The sequence below is a fragment of the Lactobacillus paragasseri genome, from assembly GCF_003584685.1.
GTDB lineage: Bacteria > Bacillota > Bacilli > Lactobacillales > Lactobacillaceae > Lactobacillus > Lactobacillus paragasseri.
On sequence record NZ_AP018549.1, the window covers coordinates 1440794 to 1463516 of the forward strand.

The 22723-nt window shown below is 34.2% G+C and carries 26 protein-coding genes and 1 other annotated feature; of the genes, 2 read left to right on the top strand and 24 right to left on the bottom strand.

Features of this window, described 5'->3' with window-relative positions; translation table 11 throughout:
- Window positions 1-9: 9 nt before the first annotated feature.
- From yqeK to LpgJCM5343_RS07025, 4 genes are read right to left on the bottom strand one after another with little or no spacing between them, the layout of a single operon-like run.
- Window positions 10-606: a bis(5'-nucleosyl)-tetraphosphatase (symmetrical) YqeK gene (gene yqeK / locus LpgJCM5343_RS07010; RefSeq protein ID WP_101890859.1), complete on the bottom strand. Its 597-nt coding sequence runs from the start codon at window positions 604-606 to the stop codon at window positions 10-12.
- Complete coding sequence (locus LpgJCM5343_RS07015; protein WP_003648366.1) at window positions 599-1225, bottom strand: nicotinate-nucleotide adenylyltransferase; 627 nt, start codon at window positions 1223-1225, stop codon at window positions 599-601. Before LpgJCM5343_RS07015 ends, yqeK begins: the two co-directional genes overlap by 8 nt.
- Entirely contained in the window at window positions 1225-2334 is a 1110-nt protein-coding gene (yqeH, locus tag LpgJCM5343_RS07020; RefSeq protein ID WP_101890860.1) for a ribosome biogenesis GTPase YqeH, read from the bottom strand. The genes LpgJCM5343_RS07015 and yqeH overlap by 1 nt, the downstream gene beginning before the upstream one ends.
- Complete coding sequence (locus LpgJCM5343_RS07025; RefSeq protein ID WP_101890861.1) at window positions 2331-2849, bottom strand: YqeG family HAD IIIA-type phosphatase; 519 nt, start codon at window positions 2847-2849, stop codon at window positions 2331-2333. The genes yqeH and LpgJCM5343_RS07025 overlap by 4 nt, the downstream gene beginning before the upstream one ends.
- A 163-nt stretch (window positions 2850-3012) precedes the next feature.
- On the opposite strand from LpgJCM5343_RS07025, the gene add reads away from it, so the two are divergent.
- Window positions 3013-4020 carry an adenosine deaminase gene (add, locus tag LpgJCM5343_RS07030; protein WP_049151033.1) on the top strand — a complete coding sequence of 336 codons (1008 nt, stop codon included), beginning with the start codon at window positions 3013-3015 and terminating at the stop codon, window positions 4018-4020.
- A 40-nt stretch (window positions 4021-4060) separates the two neighbouring features.
- Here the strand turns inward: add and rplT are convergent, their stop codons facing one another.
- The 7 genes from rplT to LpgJCM5343_RS07065 all read right to left on the bottom strand — a co-directional run bounded on the left by rplT (window position 4061) and on the right by LpgJCM5343_RS07065 (window position 7965).
- Window positions 4061-4417: a 50S ribosomal protein L20 gene (gene rplT, locus LpgJCM5343_RS07035; RefSeq protein WP_003646918.1), complete on the bottom strand. Its 357-nt coding sequence runs from the start codon at window positions 4415-4417 to the stop codon at window positions 4061-4063.
- Window positions 4418-4449: 32 nt separating this feature from the next.
- Window positions 4450-4650: a 50S ribosomal protein L35 gene (rpmI, locus tag LpgJCM5343_RS07040; protein ID WP_003646917.1), complete on the bottom strand. Its 201-nt coding sequence runs from the start codon at window positions 4648-4650 to the stop codon at window positions 4450-4452.
- 18 nt (window positions 4651-4668) lie between these two features.
- Complete coding sequence (gene infC / locus LpgJCM5343_RS07045) at window positions 4669-5187, bottom strand: translation initiation factor IF-3 (protein ID WP_003646916.1); 519 nt, start codon at window positions 5185-5187, stop codon at window positions 4669-4671.
- 38 nt (window positions 5188-5225) lie between these two features.
- Window positions 5226-5338 (bottom strand) — a sequence feature (ribosomal protein L20 leader region).
- A 72-nt stretch (window positions 5339-5410) separates the two neighbouring features.
- Window positions 5411-6181: a phosphate ABC transporter permease gene (locus LpgJCM5343_RS07050; RefSeq protein ID WP_049151031.1), complete on the bottom strand. Its 771-nt coding sequence runs from the start codon at window positions 6179-6181 to the stop codon at window positions 5411-5413.
- Window positions 6144-7097 (bottom strand): ABC transporter ATP-binding protein, encoded by a 954-nt coding sequence (locus LpgJCM5343_RS07055; RefSeq protein WP_049151029.1) that lies wholly within the window; start codon window positions 7095-7097, stop codon window positions 6144-6146. Before LpgJCM5343_RS07055 ends, LpgJCM5343_RS07050 begins: the two co-directional genes overlap by 38 nt.
- A gap of 11 nt (window positions 7098-7108) precedes the next feature.
- Window positions 7109-7534, bottom strand: a complete 426-nt coding sequence (locus tag LpgJCM5343_RS07060) for a DUF3021 domain-containing protein (RefSeq protein ID WP_039155934.1) — start codon at window positions 7532-7534, stop codon at window positions 7109-7111.
- Entirely contained in the window at window positions 7531-7965 is a 435-nt protein-coding gene (locus LpgJCM5343_RS07065) for a LytTR family DNA-binding domain-containing protein (RefSeq protein WP_020806754.1), read from the bottom strand. Before LpgJCM5343_RS07065 ends, LpgJCM5343_RS07060 begins: the two co-directional genes overlap by 4 nt.
- Before the next feature lie 129 nt (window positions 7966-8094).
- Between LpgJCM5343_RS07065 and LpgJCM5343_RS07070 the strand changes: the two genes are divergently transcribed.
- The gene (locus LpgJCM5343_RS07070) at window positions 8095-8283 is read left to right on the top strand and encodes a hypothetical protein (protein WP_049151097.1); all 189 of its coding nucleotides are present in this window, start codon (window positions 8095-8097) and stop codon (window positions 8281-8283) included.
- A 15-nt stretch (window positions 8284-8298) separates the two neighbouring features.
- Here LpgJCM5343_RS07070 and thrS read toward each other — a convergent pair whose 3' ends face one another.
- The 13 genes from thrS to LpgJCM5343_RS07135 all read right to left on the bottom strand — a co-directional run bounded on the left by thrS (window position 8299) and on the right by LpgJCM5343_RS07135 (window position 22695).
- Entirely contained in the window at window positions 8299-10230 is a 1932-nt protein-coding gene (gene thrS, locus LpgJCM5343_RS07075) for a threonine--tRNA ligase (protein WP_003648357.1), read from the bottom strand.
- A gap of 282 nt (window positions 10231-10512) precedes the next feature.
- Window positions 10513-11412 carry a primosomal protein DnaI gene (dnaI, locus tag LpgJCM5343_RS07080; protein ID WP_003648356.1) on the bottom strand — a complete coding sequence of 300 codons (900 nt, stop codon included), beginning with the start codon at window positions 11410-11412 and terminating at the stop codon, window positions 10513-10515.
- Between the two features lie 14 nt (window positions 11413-11426).
- Window positions 11427-12767 carry a DnaD domain protein gene (locus tag LpgJCM5343_RS07085; protein WP_049151028.1) on the bottom strand — a complete coding sequence of 447 codons (1341 nt, stop codon included), beginning with the start codon at window positions 12765-12767 and terminating at the stop codon, window positions 11427-11429.
- A 7-nt stretch (window positions 12768-12774) separates the two neighbouring features.
- Window positions 12775-13239 (bottom strand): transcriptional regulator NrdR, encoded by a 465-nt coding sequence (gene nrdR / locus LpgJCM5343_RS07090; RefSeq protein ID WP_113576199.1) that lies wholly within the window; start codon window positions 13237-13239, stop codon window positions 12775-12777.
- A 5-nt stretch (window positions 13240-13244) separates the two neighbouring features.
- Window positions 13245-13841 (bottom strand): dephospho-CoA kinase, encoded by a 597-nt coding sequence (coaE, locus tag LpgJCM5343_RS07095; protein WP_049151026.1) that lies wholly within the window; start codon window positions 13839-13841, stop codon window positions 13245-13247.
- Entirely contained in the window at window positions 13838-14668 is an 831-nt protein-coding gene (mutM, locus tag LpgJCM5343_RS07100; protein ID WP_049151025.1) for a bifunctional DNA-formamidopyrimidine glycosylase/DNA-(apurinic or apyrimidinic site) lyase, read from the bottom strand. Before mutM ends, coaE begins: the two co-directional genes overlap by 4 nt.
- A gap of 15 nt (window positions 14669-14683) precedes the next feature.
- A complete protein-coding gene (gene polA / locus LpgJCM5343_RS07105) occupies window positions 14684-17344 on the bottom strand; it encodes a DNA polymerase I (protein ID WP_049151023.1) in 2661 nt (886 codons plus the stop codon).
- 101 nt (window positions 17345-17445) lie between these two features.
- A complete protein-coding gene (locus LpgJCM5343_RS07110) occupies window positions 17446-18627 on the bottom strand; it encodes a diaminopropionate ammonia-lyase (protein ID WP_049151022.1) in 1182 nt (393 codons plus the stop codon).
- Between the two features lie 62 nt (window positions 18628-18689).
- Window positions 18690-20084, bottom strand: a complete 1395-nt coding sequence (locus LpgJCM5343_RS07115) for an MFS transporter (RefSeq protein WP_077958709.1) — start codon at window positions 20082-20084, stop codon at window positions 18690-18692.
- Entirely contained in the window at window positions 20077-20499 is a 423-nt protein-coding gene (locus LpgJCM5343_RS07120) for a MarR family winged helix-turn-helix transcriptional regulator (RefSeq protein WP_049151019.1), read from the bottom strand. The genes LpgJCM5343_RS07115 and LpgJCM5343_RS07120 overlap by 8 nt, the downstream gene beginning before the upstream one ends.
- A 166-nt stretch (window positions 20500-20665) precedes the next feature.
- Entirely contained in the window at window positions 20666-20974 is a 309-nt protein-coding gene (locus tag LpgJCM5343_RS07125) for a hypothetical protein (protein ID WP_003648348.1), read from the bottom strand.
- A gap of 24 nt (window positions 20975-20998) precedes the next feature.
- Window positions 20999-21832: a PTS system mannose/fructose/sorbose family transporter subunit IID gene (locus tag LpgJCM5343_RS07130; RefSeq protein WP_049151096.1), complete on the bottom strand. Its 834-nt coding sequence runs from the start codon at window positions 21830-21832 to the stop codon at window positions 20999-21001.
- A gap of 2 nt (window positions 21833-21834) precedes the next feature.
- The gene (locus tag LpgJCM5343_RS07135) at window positions 21835-22695 is read right to left on the bottom strand and encodes a PTS mannose/fructose/sorbose/N-acetylgalactosamine transporter subunit IIC (protein WP_003648346.1); all 861 of its coding nucleotides are present in this window, start codon (window positions 22693-22695) and stop codon (window positions 21835-21837) included.
- Between the last annotated feature and the right edge of the window lie 28 nt (window positions 22696-22723).

A 22723-nucleotide genomic window follows, 5' to 3' on the forward strand; every position in this document is an offset into this window, starting at 1 on the left:
TTCAAAATTCTAATCTTTCACAGCCCATTTATTATATGCGGCAAAAGTCTTAGGATATATCTTTTTTCTATTAGTTATTAAAAAGTCAAGCGTATGAGCTAGTTCAAAACCTACTCCATCATCTAAATTAGCAAAAGCTACTTTTCTGGCTTCTTCTACTCCAGGAAAATCACGTCCAGGTTCAATAAAATCAGCCACAAAAACAATTTTATCCAAAGTAGACATTTCAACATCTGCTGTTGTATGACGTCTAATTGCAGTTAAAATTTCAGGATCAGTTATCTTTAACTCTTTCTCAATAAAATATGCCCCAACAATGCCATGCCAAATAGCACGATTATAGTTAAGTAAGTCCTGATCAAAGTGTTGTTCCTTAATTACCTTAATAAATCGTTCTGGAGGTACTTGCTTTGCATAATCATGAATAAATCCAGCTAAAGCTGCTTTATCCGGATCATAATCATTAAGTTCAGCTAACTTACGGCTCGTTTCACTTACACCAATACAATGCTTAAATCTTTTTTCATCCATGTTGCTTTTTTCTTGAGCAACAATTTCAGCAGAAGTTAACGGGGAATATGTTTTTGCAAAATTAATTTCAGTCACGATATAAGCCTCTTGATTCAATATATAAACGAACACTTTCAGGCACTAAATACCGAATAGAATTACCGGTAGCTACATTTTTACGAATTAGAGAAGACGAAATATCTAAATTTGGAGCATCTACCCAAATCATAGGGAATCTCGGATTTTGTGGATAGTTTGGTCTTCTAACTCCTACTAATGTCGACAAAAGGGCAATTGTTTCAGGTTCACGCCAATTTTCAAAATCATTTACTTCATCACTCCCCATAATCAAATAATATTGATTACGTGGTGCTCTTTTTTTCAAATAACGCAAGGTATCAACTGTATATGAAGTACCGCCCCGCATTATCTCAAAAAGTTTAACATGAAAATATGGATTATCATGCGTAGCTAATTCAAGCATCGCACAGCGGTCTTTAGCACTGACATTACCTGCTAATTGTTTATGAGGTGGAGTATTATTGGGGATAAACCATATTTCGTCTAAGTGAAGTTGCTTTCTAACTTGCTCTGCCATTACTAAATGAGCAAGATGGACTGGATTAAAAGTTCCTCCCATAATTCCAATTTGCTGAGCAGAACTTGTAGCTGGTTCAAATTTTACTTGTGGCTTTTCTTTTACAACGCACTGCATTATATCAACGCTCTTCTAATTCCTAAACCAATGCCTTCCGGCGTATAAGCCTTCACTACAACATTAGCTGGTGTTGTAATAAATCCTACGCCTCCAAACAAAATATCGCTTTTTTCTTTTGGTGAAAATGTTTGTCCTTTTAATGGTCCTAAATTATCTTCCTTACTTGGTGGAAGTAATAAGTCATCTTTATGCTTTTCATAAAATGTATCAGCATTCTCAGTCTTGGTTCTATGAACATAAAGGTCTCGTGCCACATAAATTGTAAAACCAGCTGATGGGCCATCAACATAATCAAAGCGCCCGAGGCCAGCTAAGAAAATTGTTTGTCCCGGTAATAACTGGTAAGTTGCAGGCTTTAATGGTTTCTTTGGTTCAACAACTTCTAATTCTTTGCCACTCAAGTGACTAGCCAATTGATTAGCGTTCAGGATTCCTGGGGTATCAATTAAATAATGACCATTAGAAAGAGGTATTTTAATTTCATCTAAAGTTGTTCCAGGAAACTTAGACGTAGTAATGACATCTTTTAAATCACTATTCATATTGATAATTGCATTAATTAAAGTCGATTTACCAACATTAGTAGTTCCAACAAAATAAATATCTTTCTTTTCACCCTTTTTTGCTAAAAAAGCCATCAAATCAGCTAAATTTTTCTTTTTAGCAGCTGAAACTAAAAAGATTTTTTCTGGCTTTAAACCATTTCGGTTGGCTTCTTGACGCATCCAGTCTTTGATTTTTGACTCTTTAGAGTTTTTCGGAAATAAATCTACCTTATTACCAACTAAAATATATTCATTACCGCCAATAAAACGTTTAATCGAAGAAATTAATGAATTGCTAAAATCAAATAAATCAACTACGTTAACAACCAAGGCTTTTTTTTGACTAATTGAATTGAGCAATGCCAAGAAATCATCGTTATTTTCTTTAACTGGCATAATTTCGTTATAATGTCTTAATCTAAAGCAGCGCTGGCAATATACCTCATTGTCATCACTTGTTAAAGCTTTTTTTAAGGCAGAAGTTGGTAAATAGCCTGACTTTTTAGGATCTTGATCCTGCAATATACTTCCACAACCAATACAACGCAATTCTTCACTCATTCTAATTTCTCCTTAAAAACTACTGGCTTTCTTAAATTCAAAAAGAAGAAGATAAATTTTTCAAAAAAACGATTAATTCTAGTATTCCACTTATCGGTTTCAACTAATGGCTTTACCAAAACTGTAGCTACACCAGCTAAATTACCAGCCTGCATATCAGTAATCAATTGATCGCCAACCATTAGAACCTGATCTTTTTGTAAATTTAGTTCTTTTAATTCCTGATTAATTCCGATGGGAAGAGGCTTTCTAGCCTTTGCAATAAAAGAAATATGATATGGATTCAAAACTTTTCCAATCCGTTCAGCATTATTATTCGAAATAACAACTAAACGAATTCCAGCTTTTGCTAAACGGCGATTAAGTTGATCCATTTCAACTGCTGTATCAGCTTTGTTCCATGCAAGCAAAGTATTGTCTAAATCGCTAAAAACAGCCTTAATCCCCATCTTTTTTAACTGTTTTGGATCTAAATGATAGATAGTATCTATTGTACAACGAGGTCTAAATAACATTAAAAAATCTCCACTTTTTTCTCACATCTATAGTATCAGAAATCTTTAATCTTTAGAAACATTTGCTGATTAAAAAATTAAAATTTTACTTTTCTTTAGCACAAAAGATGGTAAAATAAGAACAATTTAAACTTTTCCACCGTATTACACAAAGGAGTTAAAAATGAAGAATTTTATTGATCTCCATCTTCACCTAGATGGTTCTTTGCCATACACTACCGTTAAAAAGTTAATGGAAGTACACAATTTTTCCAATTTAACTGACTCGCAATTGAAAGAAAAGTTATCTGTTTCTGAAAGATGTGCTGATTTACAAGAATATTTAACTAAATTCGACTTTCCATTGTTATTTCTGCAAACAAAAAAAGATCTAGAAACAGCAACTTTTGATCTTTTACAGAAACTCCGCTCTCAAGGTTTAGTTTATACAGAGATCCGTTTTGCTCCACAGCTCCACACCCAAAAAGATCTTACTCAAGAAGATGCAATTAAGGCCTGTATTTTAGGATTAAAGAAATTCTACAACTGGCAAAATAACCATGAAGATAATTTTTATCCTCTGCACGCCAACTTAATTCTCTGCCTTATGCGCTTGCCTGATCGAGAAAAAGAAAACTACTTAACTGTTAAACTAGCTGCTAAATATGCTAAAGAACACGTTGTTGGTATTGATCTAGCAGGGCCAGAAGGACCAATTCCAAATAAAAAATTTAAGCCTTTCTTTGATGATGCTAAGGAAATGCACATTCCTTTTACAATTCATGCAGGAGAAGCTGCAGGTCCTGAATCAATGCAAGAAGCATTAGACTTAGGCACTAAAAGAATTGGTCACGGAATTCGCTGCTTAGAAAGTGAGCAACTAGTTCAAGAATTAATTAACCAACATATTACCCTAGAATGTTGCGCCACTTCTAATCTTAATACTAAAGTATTTAAAAAAATCGACTCATATCCGATCAAAACTCTGCTTTCAAGAAAAATAAAAGCAACTCTAAATTGTGATAACATGACCGTTTCAAATACCAATTTACCTAAAGAGTTTAAATTACTTGAAACTAAAACTAATCTTACAAATTTAGATGATCATCAATTATTATTAAACTCCATTAATGCCGCCTTTGCTTCTAACCAAGAAAAAAGTCGCTTATTACATATCTTCAATCAAATTTGAGAAAAAAATGCTCCGCTTATGCGGAGCATTTTTAATATTTTTAGTTCAAAGCTTTCTTAGCAGCATCTGCTAAATCAGCAAAAGCTTTTTCGTCGTTGTAAGCAATATCAGCTAACATCTTACGGTTCATGTCAATACCAGCTACCTTTAAGCCGTGCATTAACTTAGAGTATGAAAGACCATTTTGTCTTGCAGCAGCGTTGATACGAGCAATCCATAATTTTCTGAATTCACTCTTACGCTTCTTACGGTCACGGAAAGCATATTTACGAGAAACAAATACTTGAGTACTTGCAGCTTTAAATTGTAAGTGTTTTGAGCCACGGTAACCCTTGGCTAACTTCATGATCTTCTTACGACGAGCGCGTGTTACGGTTCCACCTTTAGTTCTTGGCATCTAAAATTCCTCCTCAAAAAGTCTTCTAATAATTAACGCATTTGGGAAAGCATCTGTTTGATGCGCTTTAAGTCACTTGCTGAAACCATAGCAGCTTTTCTCAAATGACGACGTTGTTTCTTAGTCTTACCGTGGAAACGGTGTCCAGTGTAAGCATGGTGACGCTTTAAACCACCATTAGCAGTTCTCTTGAAACGCTTTGCTGAAGCGCGGTGTGTTTTTTGCTTTGGCATATCTATTCCTCCAATTAACTACTTTTTCTTTTTATCTTTCTCACTTAATGGAGCAAGCATTAAGAACATTGAACGGCCTTCCATCTTAGGCTTAGTAACTACATTAGATAAGTCACTAGCTTCATCAGCCATCTTCTCTAAGACCTGTTTACCTAACTCCTTGTGAGTAATTGCCCGGCCTCTAAAGCGAATAGAAACTCTAACTTTAGCGCCCTTGGTCAAGAATTTACGAACATGCTTTAACTTAGTGTCAAAGTCATTGCCTTCGATTGTTGGACTTAAACGAATTTCTTTGACAGCCATAACCTTTTGATTCTTACGGTTTTCTTTGGCTTTCTTTTGTTGTTCAAAACGGAATTTACCATAGTCCATAATTCTAGCAACAGGTGGCTTAGCATTAGGAGAAAGCAAAACCAAATCAAGGTCAGCGTCAGCTGCTTTACGTAAAGCTTCATTCTTAGAAACGACACCAATTTGTTGGCCATCAACTCCAATTAAACGAACTTCACGAGCACGAATATCTTCGTTTAAGATCATATTTCTTGGTATGAGTATTCACCTCCACGTTAATTTCGAGGACAAGAAAAAAGCGGGCAAAGTTAACGCCCGCTTTTAATCAACAGATATTATCGATCAGCCCAGAGGTAATATTAACTTAGGCGAGAAGCGGGAGCTTCTTCTTGTTCTCAACTTCTAAATTATACCATCTAATTAATCTACGTCAAGAACTAATTGAATGCAACTGCTTATTTTAATAAAACTAATAGAAAGAAAGAGAGCCTTGCTTCTTCACAGCTTTATTAACTTTTTCAAAAATAAATAGTCCAAGCAACAACCAAAATATCGAATTAAAGGCTGAAAAAGATAAATAATATTTAAAATTATAAGCTGATCCACTGATAATCATTCTCATCCAACTCACCATTGGTACAAGCGGTAAAAGATTGGCCATATCCTTTACTAACACTTCCGCTTTTTCAAATTGCGTTAGTAAAATTCCCAAATACAAATATTGACAAATTGCTAAAAAACTTCCTATTCGTTTAAATTTTAAAACTAAACTAATTATCAGATACCCCAGGCCAAAAAGAGTGACTAAAGAAAAAATAATCGGCCAAATAATCCTAATTGTAAAATTTATCCATTGTCCTGTAAAAAGCATAAGCGCTAAACACACAATGATAGACTGTCCAAGTGAAATAGTAATATTTACCATGCTTCTATTAAAAAATAATTTTTCACTTGAAATTGGCATCAAATATAATTGCTGTAAAATCCCACTTTTCGCATTATTCATAGTATTACTGCCTAACATTGATACTGTATTTTGAATTGTTGTCCACAATGTGAAGCCAATAATTAAAGCTGAAAGTGATTGTCCGATAATACCCTTACTAATTGAGTTACTACCCCAAAAGATACCCATAAACATTAAAATAGTTAAAGCTAAGTCTGAGACAGAGCTAAATAAATAGCGTCGGTATATGATTAATTCACGCTGAAATTCCGCTTTTAATGCTACCATCTTCATTCTTTCCTTTCATATAAAAATCAACCACTTCATTTAAACCTTTATTTTTAGTTTTTAGATCCATCAATTTAAATTGAGTTAAAAATTTTAATAAATGCGATAAATTTTTTCGATTAGATAAAATCAATTGATAAGTAGTATTATTAATCGAAATAATCTTAGCAATACTTTCTAAAACTGCTCGTTGATTGTTTGACAGAGCTTGTGAAAATTGAACTGTGATAAATTTTTCTTGATTGAATTTATCTAAACAATCAGCTTTACTACCGCTATAAATTAACCGTCCTTTCTTTATTAGGAGAATCTGATCTGCAATTCTTTGAGCAAATGCCAATTCATGCGTAGTTAATAAAATTGCAACTCCTTCAGAAGCTAATGTTTTTAATATTCGTTCCACAGTTTCTACCGCTTCAATATCTAAACCAAGAGTCGGTTCGTCTAAAACTAAAAATTTAGGCTTAGAGATTAACGCACAGCAAATAGTAATAATCTGCTGCATCCCTCGACTTAATTCAAAAATAACCGTATCCTTTTTAGACAAGAGATCAAATTTTTCTAATAGTTCTAAGCCATTTTTTCGTGCTACTTTTTTATTTAGTCCACGTTGAGCTCCCCAATAGATAAAATTTTCCATTGGTGTCAAAGCATAAAACATATTACGTGCACTCTCTAAAACTACCCCGGTTTGTTTTAATAAAGGCGTAAAGTCATTTTTTAGCAATTTATTTTCAAAATATATTTTTCCTTCATCAGGAAGCAATAAGTTCAAAATTATTTTTAAACTTGTCGTTTTTCCCGCTCCATTAAATCCTAAAAAAGTAGTTATTTTTCCAGCGGGAATATCAAATGATAAATCTTCAATTGCCTTTGTTCCATTTTGAAAACTTTTGCTTAAGTTTCTTACTTTAAGTAACATTTTAAGTCCTCTTAAATTTCTTTCAGTTTCTTATTAATTCGCTTAACCTCATGCCATAAATGATAAAAATAAATTCCGTATGCTAAAGCATACATAATAATAAAATCAACAATCGCTTTTAGTAATGCTGATCCAGAATAGTTAAACTTATTTAAAAAGAGATAAAAGCTTAACCATGCGCCAAGACAAATGAAAAAGTTTATAAAGATTTGTTTTTTTAAAGACCAATTATCATGCTCAAAAACCAAACTGGCAAAATAAAAGAAAATTCCAATCAAAAACGAAGACCCTAACCAGAAAAGAAAATATTTTACCGAAATAGTTGTCTCTAATCCATTCTTGAAAAACTGATTTTGTAAAATATCAATTCCCAGCCAAGTCATCCCAATTCCTATTCCTACTAATCCACTATTAATTAAACGTACAATATGTTTCATAATCCCAGTCTCTCCTTTAATTTTTTTATTTTTCGACGGGCAATTTGCACACGTAATCCGTTTTTCATCAAGGCATCGATATTACCATTACTGATAATTTCTAAATGATCGATAAAACGATAATTTAGAATTGCACTTCGGGATGCTTCAATAAAATCAGTTGGTAAGTTAATGCTGGCTTGATAAAGTCTACCTTTAAAAAGATATGTTTTATCCTGCGTATAAATTATTGTCTTTTCATTTTCTACTTGAATTAAATATATTTTTGAAACTTCAATCGCATATGCTGTTTCTTTTCGATATCCCCATAAAATTTGAGGATCAGACTGCAATTCTTGAGTGATTTTTCTTATCTTGTCTGTCATCTTCTTTAGCCAAAATTCAGCTTTTTCTTTTTGTAAATCTTTATCGATATTAAACTTTATTTCCATATGCTCACTCCTTATATTGCCTATAAGTATACTCATTGCATTTTCTAAAACCAGTAATTTTCGGTAAACGGTTAAAAACTTGTGGTGAATGGTCATATCTCAAATAAATTTGAAGTTTTTGATAATATAATGATTACTAATTGGACTAACTGGGAATATTTAGTACCTACTATTCTTAAAGAATATACTGACAACGAATCAGCAGACTCTATCTATCAACGCAGTCATTCATTACCCGAACAAATTCTTGATAACATTATTAAAATCATCAAGAATACAAAAAAGCGAGAAGACCCAGTCTTCTCGCTTTTATATTAAAAACTATTATTTTAATTATTTTTCTCTTGAGTATGACTTAACATCTGCATCAATTTCAGCAATAAAGTCATCTAAACTCTTAGAAATTTGTTCTTCAGTACCATAGCGACGAACATTAACACCATTGGCATTCATTTCATCGTCACCCAAAACTAAAGTATAAGGAACTTTTTGAGTTTGTGATTCACGAATCTTGTAACCAAGTTTTTCGTTTCTGTGGTCTACTTCTGCTCTAAATCCGCGCTTAGCTAATTCTTCACGAACCTTATCAGCATATGCGCCATGAGCTTCCTCGTTAACTGGGATAATTTCAGCTTGAACTGGAGCAAGCCAAGTTGGGAAGGCACCCTTGTAAATTTCAGTTAAGTAAGCAATGAATCTTTCCATAGTACCAACAATACCACGGTGGATCATAACTGGACGGTGTTCTTCACCATCTTGACCTACATAAGTTAAGCCAAATCTTTCTGGAAGCATAAAGTCAAGTTGGATAGTTGACATAGTTTCATCGTTACCTAAAGCAGTCTTAGTTTGAATATCAAGCTTAGGACCATAGAATGCTGCTTCACCTTCTGCTTCAACATAATCAAGGCCAAGATCATCCATAGCTGCCTTAAGCATTGATTGAGATTTCTCCCACATTTCATCATTTGCGTAATACTTATCAGTGTTCTTTGGATCACGGTATGAAAGTCTGAAGTAGTAATCAGTAATATCGAAGTCTTTGTAAACATCCATGATCAACTTCAAAACTTTAGCAAATTCTTCTCTGATTTGGTCAAGTGCAACAAAAGTGTGACCATCATTCAAAGTCATTTCACGTACACGTTGTAAACCTGATAGAGCACCTGACTTTTCGTATCTGTGCATCATACCTAATTCAGCGATACGGATTGGCAATTCACGGTATGAACGAATGTGGTGCTTATAGATTTGAATATGTGAAGGACAGTTCATTGGGCGAAGTTCAAGCATTTCACCATCACCCATGTCCATTGGTGGAAACATGTCATCACGATAGTGTGCCCAGTGACCAGAAGTCTTGTATGCATCTACGTTCATCAAAACTGGAGTATAAACATGTTCATAGCCATCAGCAACTTCTTTATCAACAATGTATCTCTCGACAACGCGACGAATAGTAGCACCCTTTGGCATCCAGTAAGGAAGACCTGCACCAACTTTAGGATCAACAAAGAATAAGTCTAAGTCTCTACCAATAGTTCTGTGATCTCTTTCCTTAATTTCAGCGCGACGCTTTAAATCTTCATCTAAAGCTGCCTTCTTAAAGAATGCAGTACCAAAAATTCTTTGAAGCATTGGGTTAGAAGATTTACCTAACCAGTATGCACCAGCAACTGATAAAAGCTTAAAGTTCTTAATCTTACCAGTATTTGGTAATAAAGCTTCAAAACCAAAGTCAACAAAGTCACCTAATTTGTAAACTGCAACTTCGTCTTTTTCGTCCTTTAAAAGATCTAATTTGAATTGGTCATCTTTAAAGATATCTTCCAATTCACTCTTTTTCATTGAAGTATATTCGATCTTTTCGCCATTCTTGATTGCCTTTTGCATTTCTTTTTCAAGTTCTGGCAATTCAGTAATTTTAATTTGATCTTCCTTATCAGTATCTACAAAGAAGCCACCCTCATCTGCTTCGTGCATTCCCAAACGTAATTCTGGATACTTACGCTTAGCAATAGCTTCAAGCAAAAATGCAGCAGTAGCACGTAAAATGTCTAAACCTTCTTCATCCTTATCAGTGATGATAGCTGCTTCTACATCTTCATCAACAACGTAATCTAAAGGCTTCATTTCGCCGTTAATTTTTGCACCAACAGCAGCTTTTCCTAGAGAAGTAGCAATTGAAGATGCTAGTTCTTTAACAGAAACTGCCTTGTCAAAATCTTTCTTTGAGCCGTCTGGCAAAGTTACAGAAAAACTCATAAAATTTTACCTCCAAATAAAAAATCCCAGCACTAAAAGTAGCGCTGGGACGTTAAAATACGTGGTTCCACCCGAAATTCGAATTAATTACCAAGAATTAATTCCTCTAAAGGTCGTTAATGATACCTAACCAAATTATAAAAATTTCAGGAATGAAATTGGGGTTTTCCTCTAATCAGGAGCTTCCAGAACTAGGCTCCTGTCTCTGAGTTGAAGAAAATCATGTCTTTCATTGACTTTCATTATACTAGCTCATCAAATAGATGCAAGCAAAATTTGAAATTAATTTCTACGATTTTTACCGCCAACAAAAACCTCTTTACTCAAGAAACGAACCCGCTCCATTAAGCGTCTTGCCTTAACCTCATCAACATTATTTCTTGTTTCAGCAAAATGTTCAGCCAAATCATCCATTGTCATATTTGAACTAAAAAATGTTGGTAAAACATTATCCATGCGTTTTTGCAAAATAACGCCTAACACGTCATCACGTGACCATTCACTTAGAGTCTCTGCTCCAATATCATCAAAAACTAAAACAGGAGCTGATGCAATACGATCAATCTCGTCACTTAAGCTATTATCTTGAAAATGGCTCCCCAAACTGGCAATAAAAGAAGGTACATGTAAAAAGACTACTCGACTTCCTTGACGCGCAATAGCGTTAGCTAACCCAGCTAAGATATACGTTTTTCCTACACCAAAATCACCAGTTAGATACAAACCTTTGATATGTTTGTTCTTCTTAAAACTGGCTAAAAACATAGCTACTTCATTTAATGCAGCATCCCGTTCAGGAGTTGAATCAACATTTTCTAGTTCAACATGACGTAGTTTTCCTGGTAGATCAATCAATTCAATCCTGCGTTCTGCCCGCATTTTAGCTTCTGAGTTTAACTTTGCCTCAGTTGGAACATAGGTAATATCAATTACCTTTCCATTAAGAAAAAGCTTTGGCGTATATCCTTCCATCACAGGGTTTGGCGCCTCAATTTGCTCAACATAGTTAAAAATCGTAGGAAGAGAAGCCTGCACAATTTCTTTATTCAATTTGTCTTTATTTTGTGCGAGAAAGGCTTGAACACTGGGATGCTTTATTGCTGTTTTAGCAATCTTTTTTCCATCTTCGCTCAATTTTCTTTTCTTGATAATACGTGTGATTACTTCAGAAATATCTTCCACCAGTACAACACTTCCTATTCATTTTTACCAAATTCACGAAAGATTCGATTTCTTTCCTCAGCTGACATGGTTGTTTTCTTATTTTGATGCTGTTTTTCATACTTCGACCAATCAGTTGTCTTACGAATATTCTTTTTGGGAGCACGATAATATTGATGACTACGTTTATTCTTTCGTTCCTTAAGATATGCGATAGCTTCAGTTGGCGTGGTTATTCCTTGCTGAAGCCAATCATTAGCAATTCGATCAGCTAAATTATTAGTCAACACAGCATCATATTCAAAACAAGTATGAACAATCAAATTAATTAAAGGTGGTGTTAACCCCATTTGATCTTGCAAACGAAAGATAACTTTCTTTTCATTTGCAGTTACATAGCCACCTTTTTTCTCTTTTAATTCGTATAAATAATCAGTTGGCACCTTACTATCTACTTCACGAATTAGATCTGCATCTGCTTTTGATAATTTTTTAATTGCATGATCAGCATCTTTAGGAGTTTGACGTAACTGCTTTTTAACCATTTCTTTATTGCGATTAAGTCCAAAGTTTTCATTAACTGCATTTTGAATTGCATACATATTGAGTTTATCTGTCCCAGCTGACATCGTAATCAGCGCAGTTTCGACAAATTCTTGCTCAGTTAAATGGTAAAAATCAATAATCTGTTTAATTTCTACCTGGTGCTTTAAAACTTCTTCTTTCTTAATATGATAGCTCTCAAACAAATCAACCAAAAAGCTCCAGTCAACTTTTACCGGCTCATTACCTAACTTAATTTCACCTTTGGCATCCTTAGGAACTTCACCAGCCGCTTCTTTAACTTCAACTGGTGCATCAATCGCATTTTCAGCACTCAAGTGAAAAACATCAAAAAAGCCACTAGTAACTTCCTTAGCATCTTTTAAACCGACAAAAGTTCGCGGAGTAAATTTTTTTACCAAACGATCAAAAGCTACATTTCCTACTCGTTCAAGCAACAAACTTGAAAGTAAAAAGGTGTGAAAGAACTCACCTGCTGAAGGAACTTTTTCTACTTCAAAAATCAAAACCTCGCCTAAAACAGGATTTGAACCTAAAAATGTCTTAATTAAGCCTGTTGCCTCTAAATGATGCAAAGTTTTAAATAAGTCCTCTAATTTTAAGTTTGTTTGATCTTGAAGTTGATATAAAGTTTTATAATCTTTGGCAAAAGGTACTTCATCAAATTCTTTTGTCAATGTTATATATAATCCTACTCCACGAATACCCACAAGAGGCTCAAAAAGAGTAGTTAAAACTTTTATATTTTCTTCACTAACAGCTACTTGATTAGCCACATAAAAAGGCTGCTTAGGGTCAGCACTTTCAAACACAGGCTACCTACTCCTTATCATGTTTAGCCATCATATCTTCCATGGCTTCCATAAATCCTGAAACATCTTTAAATTGGCGATAAATACTTGCAAATCGAATGTAAGCTACATCATCTAAATTAGCCAATTCCTTCATCACCAAATTACCAATGTCTTTAGATGAAATTTCATTAAGACCTTGCTTTCTAATTTCATTTTCTACATGATCTACTAAAGTATCTAGTTGTTCGCTTGAAATTGGTCTCTTTTGCGCAGCCATCATTACGCCATGCAAAATTTTATCGCGGTTAAAGGCCTCACGAGTCCCATCATTTTTGATTACCAATAGAGGCGAGCGCTCTACTCTTTCAAAAGTAGTAAAGCGAAAACCACAATTTTCACATTCTATGCGTCGTCTAATTGCTCTATTTTCATCGCTTGGACGAGAATCAATTACTCTTGAAGCATTCTTGTGGCAATTTGGACATTCCATCTTCTCTACCTGCCTATCTTTTGTAATAAATCAGATAATCTTTTCTCTAAGTCATCTATTGTACCAGTATTAGCTACCACATAGGTAGCTCTTTTTTCTTTTTCACTTAGTGGCATTTGATTATTTATTCTAACCAAAGCTTCTTCTTTAGTGAAATTATTTCGTTTCATCAGACGTTTAACCTGCAGTTTTGGTGAAATAGAAATAACCAAAACGCCATCGCATAAGCTTTCAAAACCAGATTCAAATAGTAAAGGCACATCAACTACAACTAATTTTTCTTGATTTAAACGGTATCGCTCCATTTGTTGTTTAATTTCCTGATGAACAAGTGGATGAGTTATCTCATTTAATTTTTTCAGCTTAGTTTTATCATTAAAAACTATTCCACCTAATTTATGACGATTAATTGTTTGATCATCATTAAGAATATTGCTGCCAAAATAATTAACTATTGCCTGATAACCCTTTTGGCCTACTTCCATTATCTGATGAGCAATTAAATCGGAGTCGATAATCGGAATATTTTGCTTTTCAAAAAATTCATCAGCTGTACTTTTACCACTGGCTATTCCGCCAGTTAATCCTAAAAAATATGTCATTTATATAGTACCTGACAATGCGGACAGAAAGTAGTTCCGCGTCCATTTACTTTGATCTTCTCTAAAATAGTGCCGCACTTACTACACTCTTCACCAGCATGTCCATAAACCTGCAGCATCTTTTGATAACCACCAATTTGGCCATTAGCATCTAAATAAGTATGAACAGTAGTTCCGCGTTCCTTAGTTGCTATAGCGATAGTACGGTTGATATTTTGATATAAATTCTTCACCTTATCAGCAGGAATAGCTTGAGCGCTACTTAGGGGATGAATTTTACTCTTCCAGAGTACTTCATCTACATAAATATTTCCTAAACCACACACAATTGTCTGATCCAATAAAGTGTTCTTTATATTCTTTTTCTTCCGGCTCAAAGCATTAATGAAATAGGTTAAGTTAAATTCAGCAGTATTAGGTTCAGGTCCAAGATGCCGAATTCCAGTCGTCTTTCTTTCAGTTCCTGTTTCAACTAAATGCATCCTACCGAATTTGCGCACATCATCATAACGTAAGGCAGTCCCATCAGTAAAAATAAATTCTACATGTTCATGCTTTCCCTTAGGTGTATCAGGACTAACTAAATGATATTTTCCTTCCATGCGCAAATGCGAAACCATTGTTAAGTCGCCATTGAACCTAAAGAGTAAATACTTGCCATAACGATCAATTTTCAAAATCGTTTTATTTGTCAATTTTTTAATAAATTCAGCTGGATCGTTAACTATAATTTTAGGATACCAAATATTTATTTTAACAATTGTTTTTCCCTTTACTAAGGGAGTTAAAGTCCGTCTAACTGTCTCAACTTCTGGCATCTCTGGCATTAAATCACCTACTTTTTACTTAGCATCATACCAATTATGACCCCAGTTAGAGTCAGCTATCAGTGGAACATCTAGTGTTACAGCTGACTGCATAACTTCTGGCACAATTTTCTTAATTGTATCTAATTCAACCTTAGGTACATCAAAAATAAGCTCATCGTGTACTTGTAGAACCATTTTAGTCTTTAAATGCAATTCATCAAGTTTCTTTTGCATATTAATCATGGCAATTTTAATAATATCAGCAGCTGAACCTTGAATAGGAGAATTAATTGCAGTTCTTTCAGCAAAGCTTCTAACGTTGAAATTTTTTGAATGAATATCTGGTAAATAGCGTCTTCTATGCATAATAGTTTCTGCATAGCCTTTTTCGCGAGCTTCCTTAATTGCCTTATCCATGTAATTCTTAATTTGCGGATATTGTTCAAAATAATTATCAATAAATGTCTTTGCTTGTTTACGACTGATGCCTAAGTTCTTAGACAAACCATAATCAGAAATACCATAAACTATTCCAAAGTTGACCGCCTTAGCATGCCGACGCATTAACGGCGTTACTTCATCAGGTGAATCCAAATGGAAAATCTTCATTGCAGTGTGGGCATGAATATCGTAACCAGATTTAAATGCCTCCTGCATATGTTCATCCCCGGAAACATGTGCCAAAACTCTTAATTCAACCTGTGAGTAGTCGCAAGAAAAGATATAGCCGTCTTTAGTTGAAGGTACAAAAGCCTTCCTAATCTGTTTTCCTTCATCAGTTCTAGTTGGAATATTTTGTAAATTAGGATCAACCGATGAAAGACGACCTGTTGCAGTTAAAGTCTGTAAATAACGGGTATGAATTCTTCCATCTGGTTGAATACACTCGAGTAGTCCCTTAACGTAAGTATTTTGAATTTTAGCAATTTGACGATAATCTAAAATTTCCGAAACAATTGGACTCTTCATTTTCAATTGCTCTAATACTTCAACAGAAGTTGAATAGCCAGTTTTGGTCTTTTTAATTGGTGGTAAGTTTAATTTTTCAAAAAGAATATGACCTAGCTGTTTTGGCGAATTTAAATTAAATTCTTCACCAGCTTGTTGATAAATCTTATGTTCTAGTTCTTGTAATTTAAGTGCAAAGTCATTGCCTAATTGATTTAAAACTGATGCTTCAACCTTAATTCCAGTAATTTCCATTTTAGCTAAGACAAAAGCAACTGGAATTTCAATTGTTTCATATAAATCATCTTGCTCATGATCTTTTAATTTCTCTAGAAGTGGCTGCTTTAACTTCTCAATTACAACGACTTTAGCTGCTAAATGTTCAAAGAACTCATCATCCTCAGGTACAGCTTTCTTTTTACCTTTACCATAAACTTCCAAGTCAGTTTTTACTGAATAATCGCCATATAAATGCGCTACTTCACCAAGATCGTTAGAATTATTCTCATTATTAACTAAATAAGAAGCTAGAAGCATATCATAGTCTAATCCTTCTGCATCAATATCTAGCCGATGTAAACCTACATAGGTTCTTTTAATATCGAAAACATTTTTCTTAATCTTCTTATCTTCTAGCATTTGACGAAGTGGAGTTTCTTGCAGTAAAACCACATCTTTAGAAACATAGATTTTATCGCCAACTTTTAATGAAAATCCTTCAAGTGGAGCTAAATGGTAGTTATCACCCAACATTGCTAGATAAAATGTTACTTCTTTTTCATTAGTTTTACCTAGTTCAGTGATATTTTCTTTTGTCAGCTCTTGATACTCGTACTTCTCGCTTTCTTGCTTGTCAGCACTCACTCCACTTACGCCTAACTCAGCTAAAAACTTCTTAAATCCTAATCTTTCATATAAATTACGTAAGTCTTCAATATTAGGTTTTTCCAGCTTAGTATCAGCAAGGGTCACTTCTACTGGAGAATCACGATCAATTGTGGCCAGTTTTTTAGCTAAAAAAGCCTTATCTTTATCATTAATTAAGTTCTCTTTTAACTTGGATTTTTTCATTTCATCCACATGTTCATAAAGTTTTTCAACAGAACCATACTTCTGAATTAAACGTGAAGCTGTCTTCGGACCAACTTTCGTTACACCTGGATAATTATCAGAATTATCTCCCATCAGAGCTTTCATATCAATAAATTCAGTTGGAATTACGCCATTAACTTCTTTCATATGTTCTGGCGTATATGCCTCAGTATCACCAACTCCATTCTTAGTTATTAAAACCGTGGTTTTATCAGAAGCAAGCTGTGTTAAATCACGATCCCCAGTTACAATATCAACAGTATAACCAGCTTCTTCTCCCATTTTAGAAAGTGTGCCAATAATATCGTCTGCTTCATAATTCTTTAGTTCATAGCTCTTAATACCTAAGTCTTTAAGCATTTCACGAATTACAGGCAGTTGCTCTGATAATTCACTTGGAGTTTTTTGTCGACCACCTTTATAGTCTTGATACATTTTAGTTCTAAAAGTAACTTTCCCTGCATCAAAAGCAACTAATACATTGCTTGGATCAGTCTGCTTCATAATCGCATCAAGCATATTTTTAAAAGTAAAAATTGCATTTGTATGCAAACCATCTGGGCTAGTAAAGCGATCCAGCTGACGGTACAAAGCATAAAAGGCACGAAAGGCCACAGAGTTACCGTCAATTAAAAGTAATTTCTTTTGTGCCATCTTTTTCTCCTTAAATAAAAAACTGTCAAATAGTCTCTTACCTATTTTAGCAGTTTTTCTTACATGATTTAATTATCTACATTTGTTTTGAACTTTAAATCCTAAAATGGATTGTTTTCGTCAACAATTTTATGGTAATTATCAGGATCAGTATTACCTTCTGTACTTAAAACAATAATGCGTGAATTTTGGTCAAGACCTAATTCGGCGCGATCCTTGGCTAAAACTGGATTAGATAAAATTTCATAAACATAGGCAAAACCAGCAGCACCAGATTCACCAGAAACGACTTTAGGATCTCCTTCAAGAGGATGACCTAAACGTGCCATTCCTTCTGCATCAACGTCTTCACTCAATGTTCCATAAAACTTTGCACTATCACGAATTATTGGCCATGCAGTGATACTTGGAGTCTGACAGTTTAAGCCAGCCATCATTGTCTTAGTTAGTCCCTCTAAGTGGTGACGCTTACCATCAGCTTTTTGAGCTGAGAGATAGTAACAAGCTACTGTCTCAGGTTCAACAATTGTAATGACTGGTAATTCTTCAGGTTTCATTCTTTCTTCTAAACCTAAAATAATCCCAGCTGCAAGAGAACCCACACCAGCTTGTAAAAAGATATGAGTTGGTTTTTCTTTCATTTGATGTAAAAATTCATCAACAATTAAGCCATAGCCCTTAATAATCCAACCTGGGATCTTCTCATAGCCTTCCCATGCAGTATCTTGAATCATAATTCCATTAGGATCTTTTTCGCAGAGTTCTTTAACTTCTTTGACGGTATTGTCATAATTTTTATCAGTAATCTCAACTTCTGTATTTTGAATCTTGCGGATATGATCAGCACGAATTTCTTTTGAGCCTTTAGGCATCTTGATTACTGCATGAGTTCCAAGCTTACTTGCTGCCCAAGCAATTCCACGTCCGTGATTACCATCAGTAGCAGTATAGAAAGTAATTTTTTCTGCTACCTTTCTAACCTCAGGCTTCATTAATTCATTATATGTAAGCTTATCTACATCAAGACCAGCTCTTTCAGCAATGCAGCAAGCCATAGCATAAAGACCACCTGCACCTTTAAAAGAATTAATGCCAAAGCGACTACTTTCATCTTTAACAGCAATTTCTGCAACATTTAAGTGCTTGGCCAAATTAGTCAAATCTTTAAGTTCAGTTGGCTTGTAATAATGAACTGAATTAAAGAAAGTCTCTACTTCATGGTCATCTTTTAACTCTGGAGCTTTAAATGAGAAAGGTGACTTTAATAACTGAATATTTTTCATAATTACACCTCATAAACGTTAACTAATAACTTTAAGTCCAGTTTATCATTCTTTATTTACGCTTAATCATTTTTATTGTGTGCTTGAGTATATTTCATAAAAATAGCAATGATGACTAACACGAGGACTAATAAAAAAATATAAGCTAAATGGGTACCATGAGCAGTAGGAATTGTGCCTTTTGATCCAGCATTTCTTTGCGCAAATGCCACAAAAGCAGCAGTTATTGACGTACCAACCGCACCAGCAAATTCTTGCAAAGTATTCAAAATTGCATTTCCTTGGGTTACTTCACTTTTTTCAAGATGATCTAGCGCATCTGTCATAACGCATCCCATCATCATTCCCATTCCACCCATATAAAAGATGTAAATAAATAGAATAAGAAAATTACTTAAATTACTTGTGAAAATAGTAAAAATAAGCAATTCTAACAACATAAAGCTAGAACCAATTAAAATCGGTCTTCTTGCACCATATCGATCAAGTAAACTCCCACCAAATGGAGCTAAAAATGCACCAGCAAATCCTGCTGGTAAAACAACTAATCCAGCAATCAAAGCGGAACTGCCATTAACTAATTGAATATAGTTTGGTAATAAAAATGCATTTCCTAATGAAATAATCTGAATTAAGAAAAATCCAACAGCGTGAGCAGCAAAAAACTTATTTTTAAACAAATTTAAATCTAAAACTGGGTCGTTAATTCTATTTGACCGATAAACTAACAATCCCAAAGAAATTAAAGCAATTAAAATAGCTCCTAAACAATTGAAGGCAAAATAATTTCCAGTGCTTAAATTGCTAAATCCTAAAATCATTCCAATAAAAAAGACTGCGATTAATAGAATACTTAAAAGGTCAAATTTAACCTCTCTCAGTTGTGATTTTTGTCTAATTCCTCCAATTCCAAATACCAATGAAATCAAGATAAAGGGAATCATAATATAAAAGATCCAGCGCCAACCTAAGTGAGTTACAACGAGACCACCAAAAGTTGGCCCTAAAGCTGGTGCAATCCCAGTAATCATATTTCCAACGCCCATCATTACGCCAACTCGACTTTTTGGAACTTGCTCCATAATGATATTAAACATTAAAGGAAGAGCAATCCCAGTTCCTAGTCCTTCAACAATTCGACCAATTAATAAAAATTCAAAATTAGGTGCACAGGCACCAATAATTAAACCACTTAAATATAATAAATTAGCTGTAATAAACAGCTTTTTTGTTTTAAAGTGCGCCTTTAAATTTGCTGATAAAGGTACAATGATCGAAATAGTTAACAAATAAATTGATGTCAGCCACTGAACTGTATTAGTAGCTAAATTAAATTCTTTCATTAAAGTTGGAAAGGCAATATTCATTGAAGTCTCAATAATTACCCCACTAAAGGAGAGGATGCCCGTCGCAAAAATTGCTGCAAGTACATGCTTAGGAATTTTTTCCTTAGTCATTTGCTTTTCCCTCCTTTATGCCCCTTAGAAACGCTGTAATGGTATTTACATCTTTCATCGATAAATTGTCTAAAACTTCTTCATTATCTTGTTTCATATACTGCCTAATTTTAGGCACTATTTTTAAAGCAGATTCGGTTAATTGCGCCTGCTTTTTTCTTTTGTCTTTAGGATCATCAACTCTAACAATTAATCCACGTTTCTCCATCCGTTGCAACATGATTGTAGTTGTTGATCGTTTAATATTAAATTCATGTTCAATTTCATTTTGCGAAGCAAGATTGTTTTGATGATTAGATAAGAAATCAATTACTGACATTTGCACGCCCGTTACGCCTAAACTATTAGCAAAGTTTTCACGTTCACGATCAATTTGAGTAGTTGCTTGTTTAATTAATTTTTTCAGTGTCTCCATATTTATCTCCTTAATTTAGTTAGCTGTCTAACAAATATATTATAAAATAAAATTGTTAGATATCAAACATATTTCAAAAGATAAAAAAAGAATCACATTGTCCGCTATCAATGTGATTCCTTTAAGTAAGTATCTAAGTAAAAATTTTATACGGGGGAAAAGGTTTTTATTTAGATTCTACATTTTTCGTGAAAAAAGTTACTTTTTGTTGATAATCATCTATCAACAAGTTTAAATTCTGTCGACCCTTCCATTGTCCATAGCCAAAGATCGACATACCTAAAGCTCCTAAAACAAAGAGAACTATACCAGTAATAAACAACCAAAGAGTTTTTGCATGGTAGTAATAGATTAAAACAACTCCGATTGTACTAATCATAAAAAACAAATTAAACCAAGACTTCAAATTCTTTAACATCTTTTTTTGATAATTAACTTCGTTGACATAGCCTTTTTTTAATTCTTCAATTGTCATTACTAATCCCCTCCGAGCTTTTAATTAGTATGATAAACCTGGGTTGAAGAAACCAACTAATACACCTAAGAAGGCAACTCCAATTAAAATGATCATCGTCCAAATAGCTGAAACATGCTTTTTAGCCATTAACCACCAACATAAGAAGGTAACAATAACAGTAAGCAAACCAGGATAAATATTATCAAGTTGCTTTTGCAAATCCATAAATACACGACCACTTGAGTCACGTAGTTTCAATGAAGTCGTTACACTTACCCAGCTTGCAAGAACACCACCAACTACCATTCCACCGACAATGGAAATAGCTTTACGAATTGCCTTACCTTGAGTACCAACTAAGATATCAACAGCTTTATCACCTAATTTATATCCACGGAAGTATAAGAAACGTTGACCAAAGTAAGCAATTAAACTCCAAGCAATAATGTAGAAAATTGCACCAACTGGTGAACCATTTCTAGACATACCAAGGGCAATACCCAAAAGGATAGGAATTAAAGTACCATCAATTAATGAATCACCGATACCTGCAATTGGTCCCATCAAACCAGCACGCATATCATTGATAGTTTCGCCGTCAATCCCCTTACCATTTGCACGAGCTTCTTCCAAACTAGCTGTCGTACCAATAATAACTGAACCTAACATTGGGTTAGTGTTAAAGAATGCGGTATATGCATGAATATTTTCTTGTTGCTTTTTCTTATCAGGATATAGTTCCTTAATAATTGGCAACATTGAAGCTAAATAACCAAATGTCTGCATTTGTTCTTGAGAGAAACAAGTTAATGCTCCCCAGAACCATAAGTTAAAGGATTTATTTAAAGTCTTTTGACTAATCTTTTTCTTATCCATCATTAAATATCCTCGTCTTCCTCATCGTCATCATCTACTGGTGTATTCGTATTAGCAGCTACTGGAGTAGTCTTACCCTTGCTCATTTCAATTTCGTACATAATTACGGCGAAGAGTAAAGATACTACAGTAATTGATACCAAGTTTAACTTTAATGAAGCAGCTAATGTAAAACCAACTAAGAATGGAATAAAGTCTACTGACTTATTAACAATCTGACGAAGTAAAATAGCAATACCAACACATGGAAGCATAGCACCTACAGTGAACAAGGTTTTCATTGGAATACCATCCATTGGAAGTGCGTTACGTAAAGCAGTAACACCTTGTGCTCCAAAGTGAGTCATTAAAACTGTTGGCAAGAATGAAAAGATTAAGTGAGAAACCCATGGCCAACCAAAGTTAACTGCGTATAATCTATCTAATTTATTGTTTTCAATATCTTTCCAACCAAATGATTGCCAAACCAAGTTAAGGAATGCAACTGAGTAGAACAAAACTGAACCGATAGTACCAACTAAAGTACCTAATGATTTAGCCATGTTAGCTGCTTGGCTACTGAAAGGACTTAAACCTCTAGAACTAATCGCAACCATTGCTAAAGGAATACCAATATAAGAAATAGCACGTACATCGGCTGAAACAGTACCACCTGGAGTTACCAAGGCAATGTAAACAAGCTGTGTAGCCACACCACAGGCAATACCTAATGGAACATTCCCCATTACGAGTCCACAAATTAATCCTCCGACTAATGGACGACCAATCATATAATTACCAATGGCTTGTCCAGCCATACAAGAGTTTGAACATAAACATGCTAGCAAGCCAAAAATACAAGCTTGTAACCAACTTATAGTCATTTTTCTACCTCTTTTACTTTTATCTATA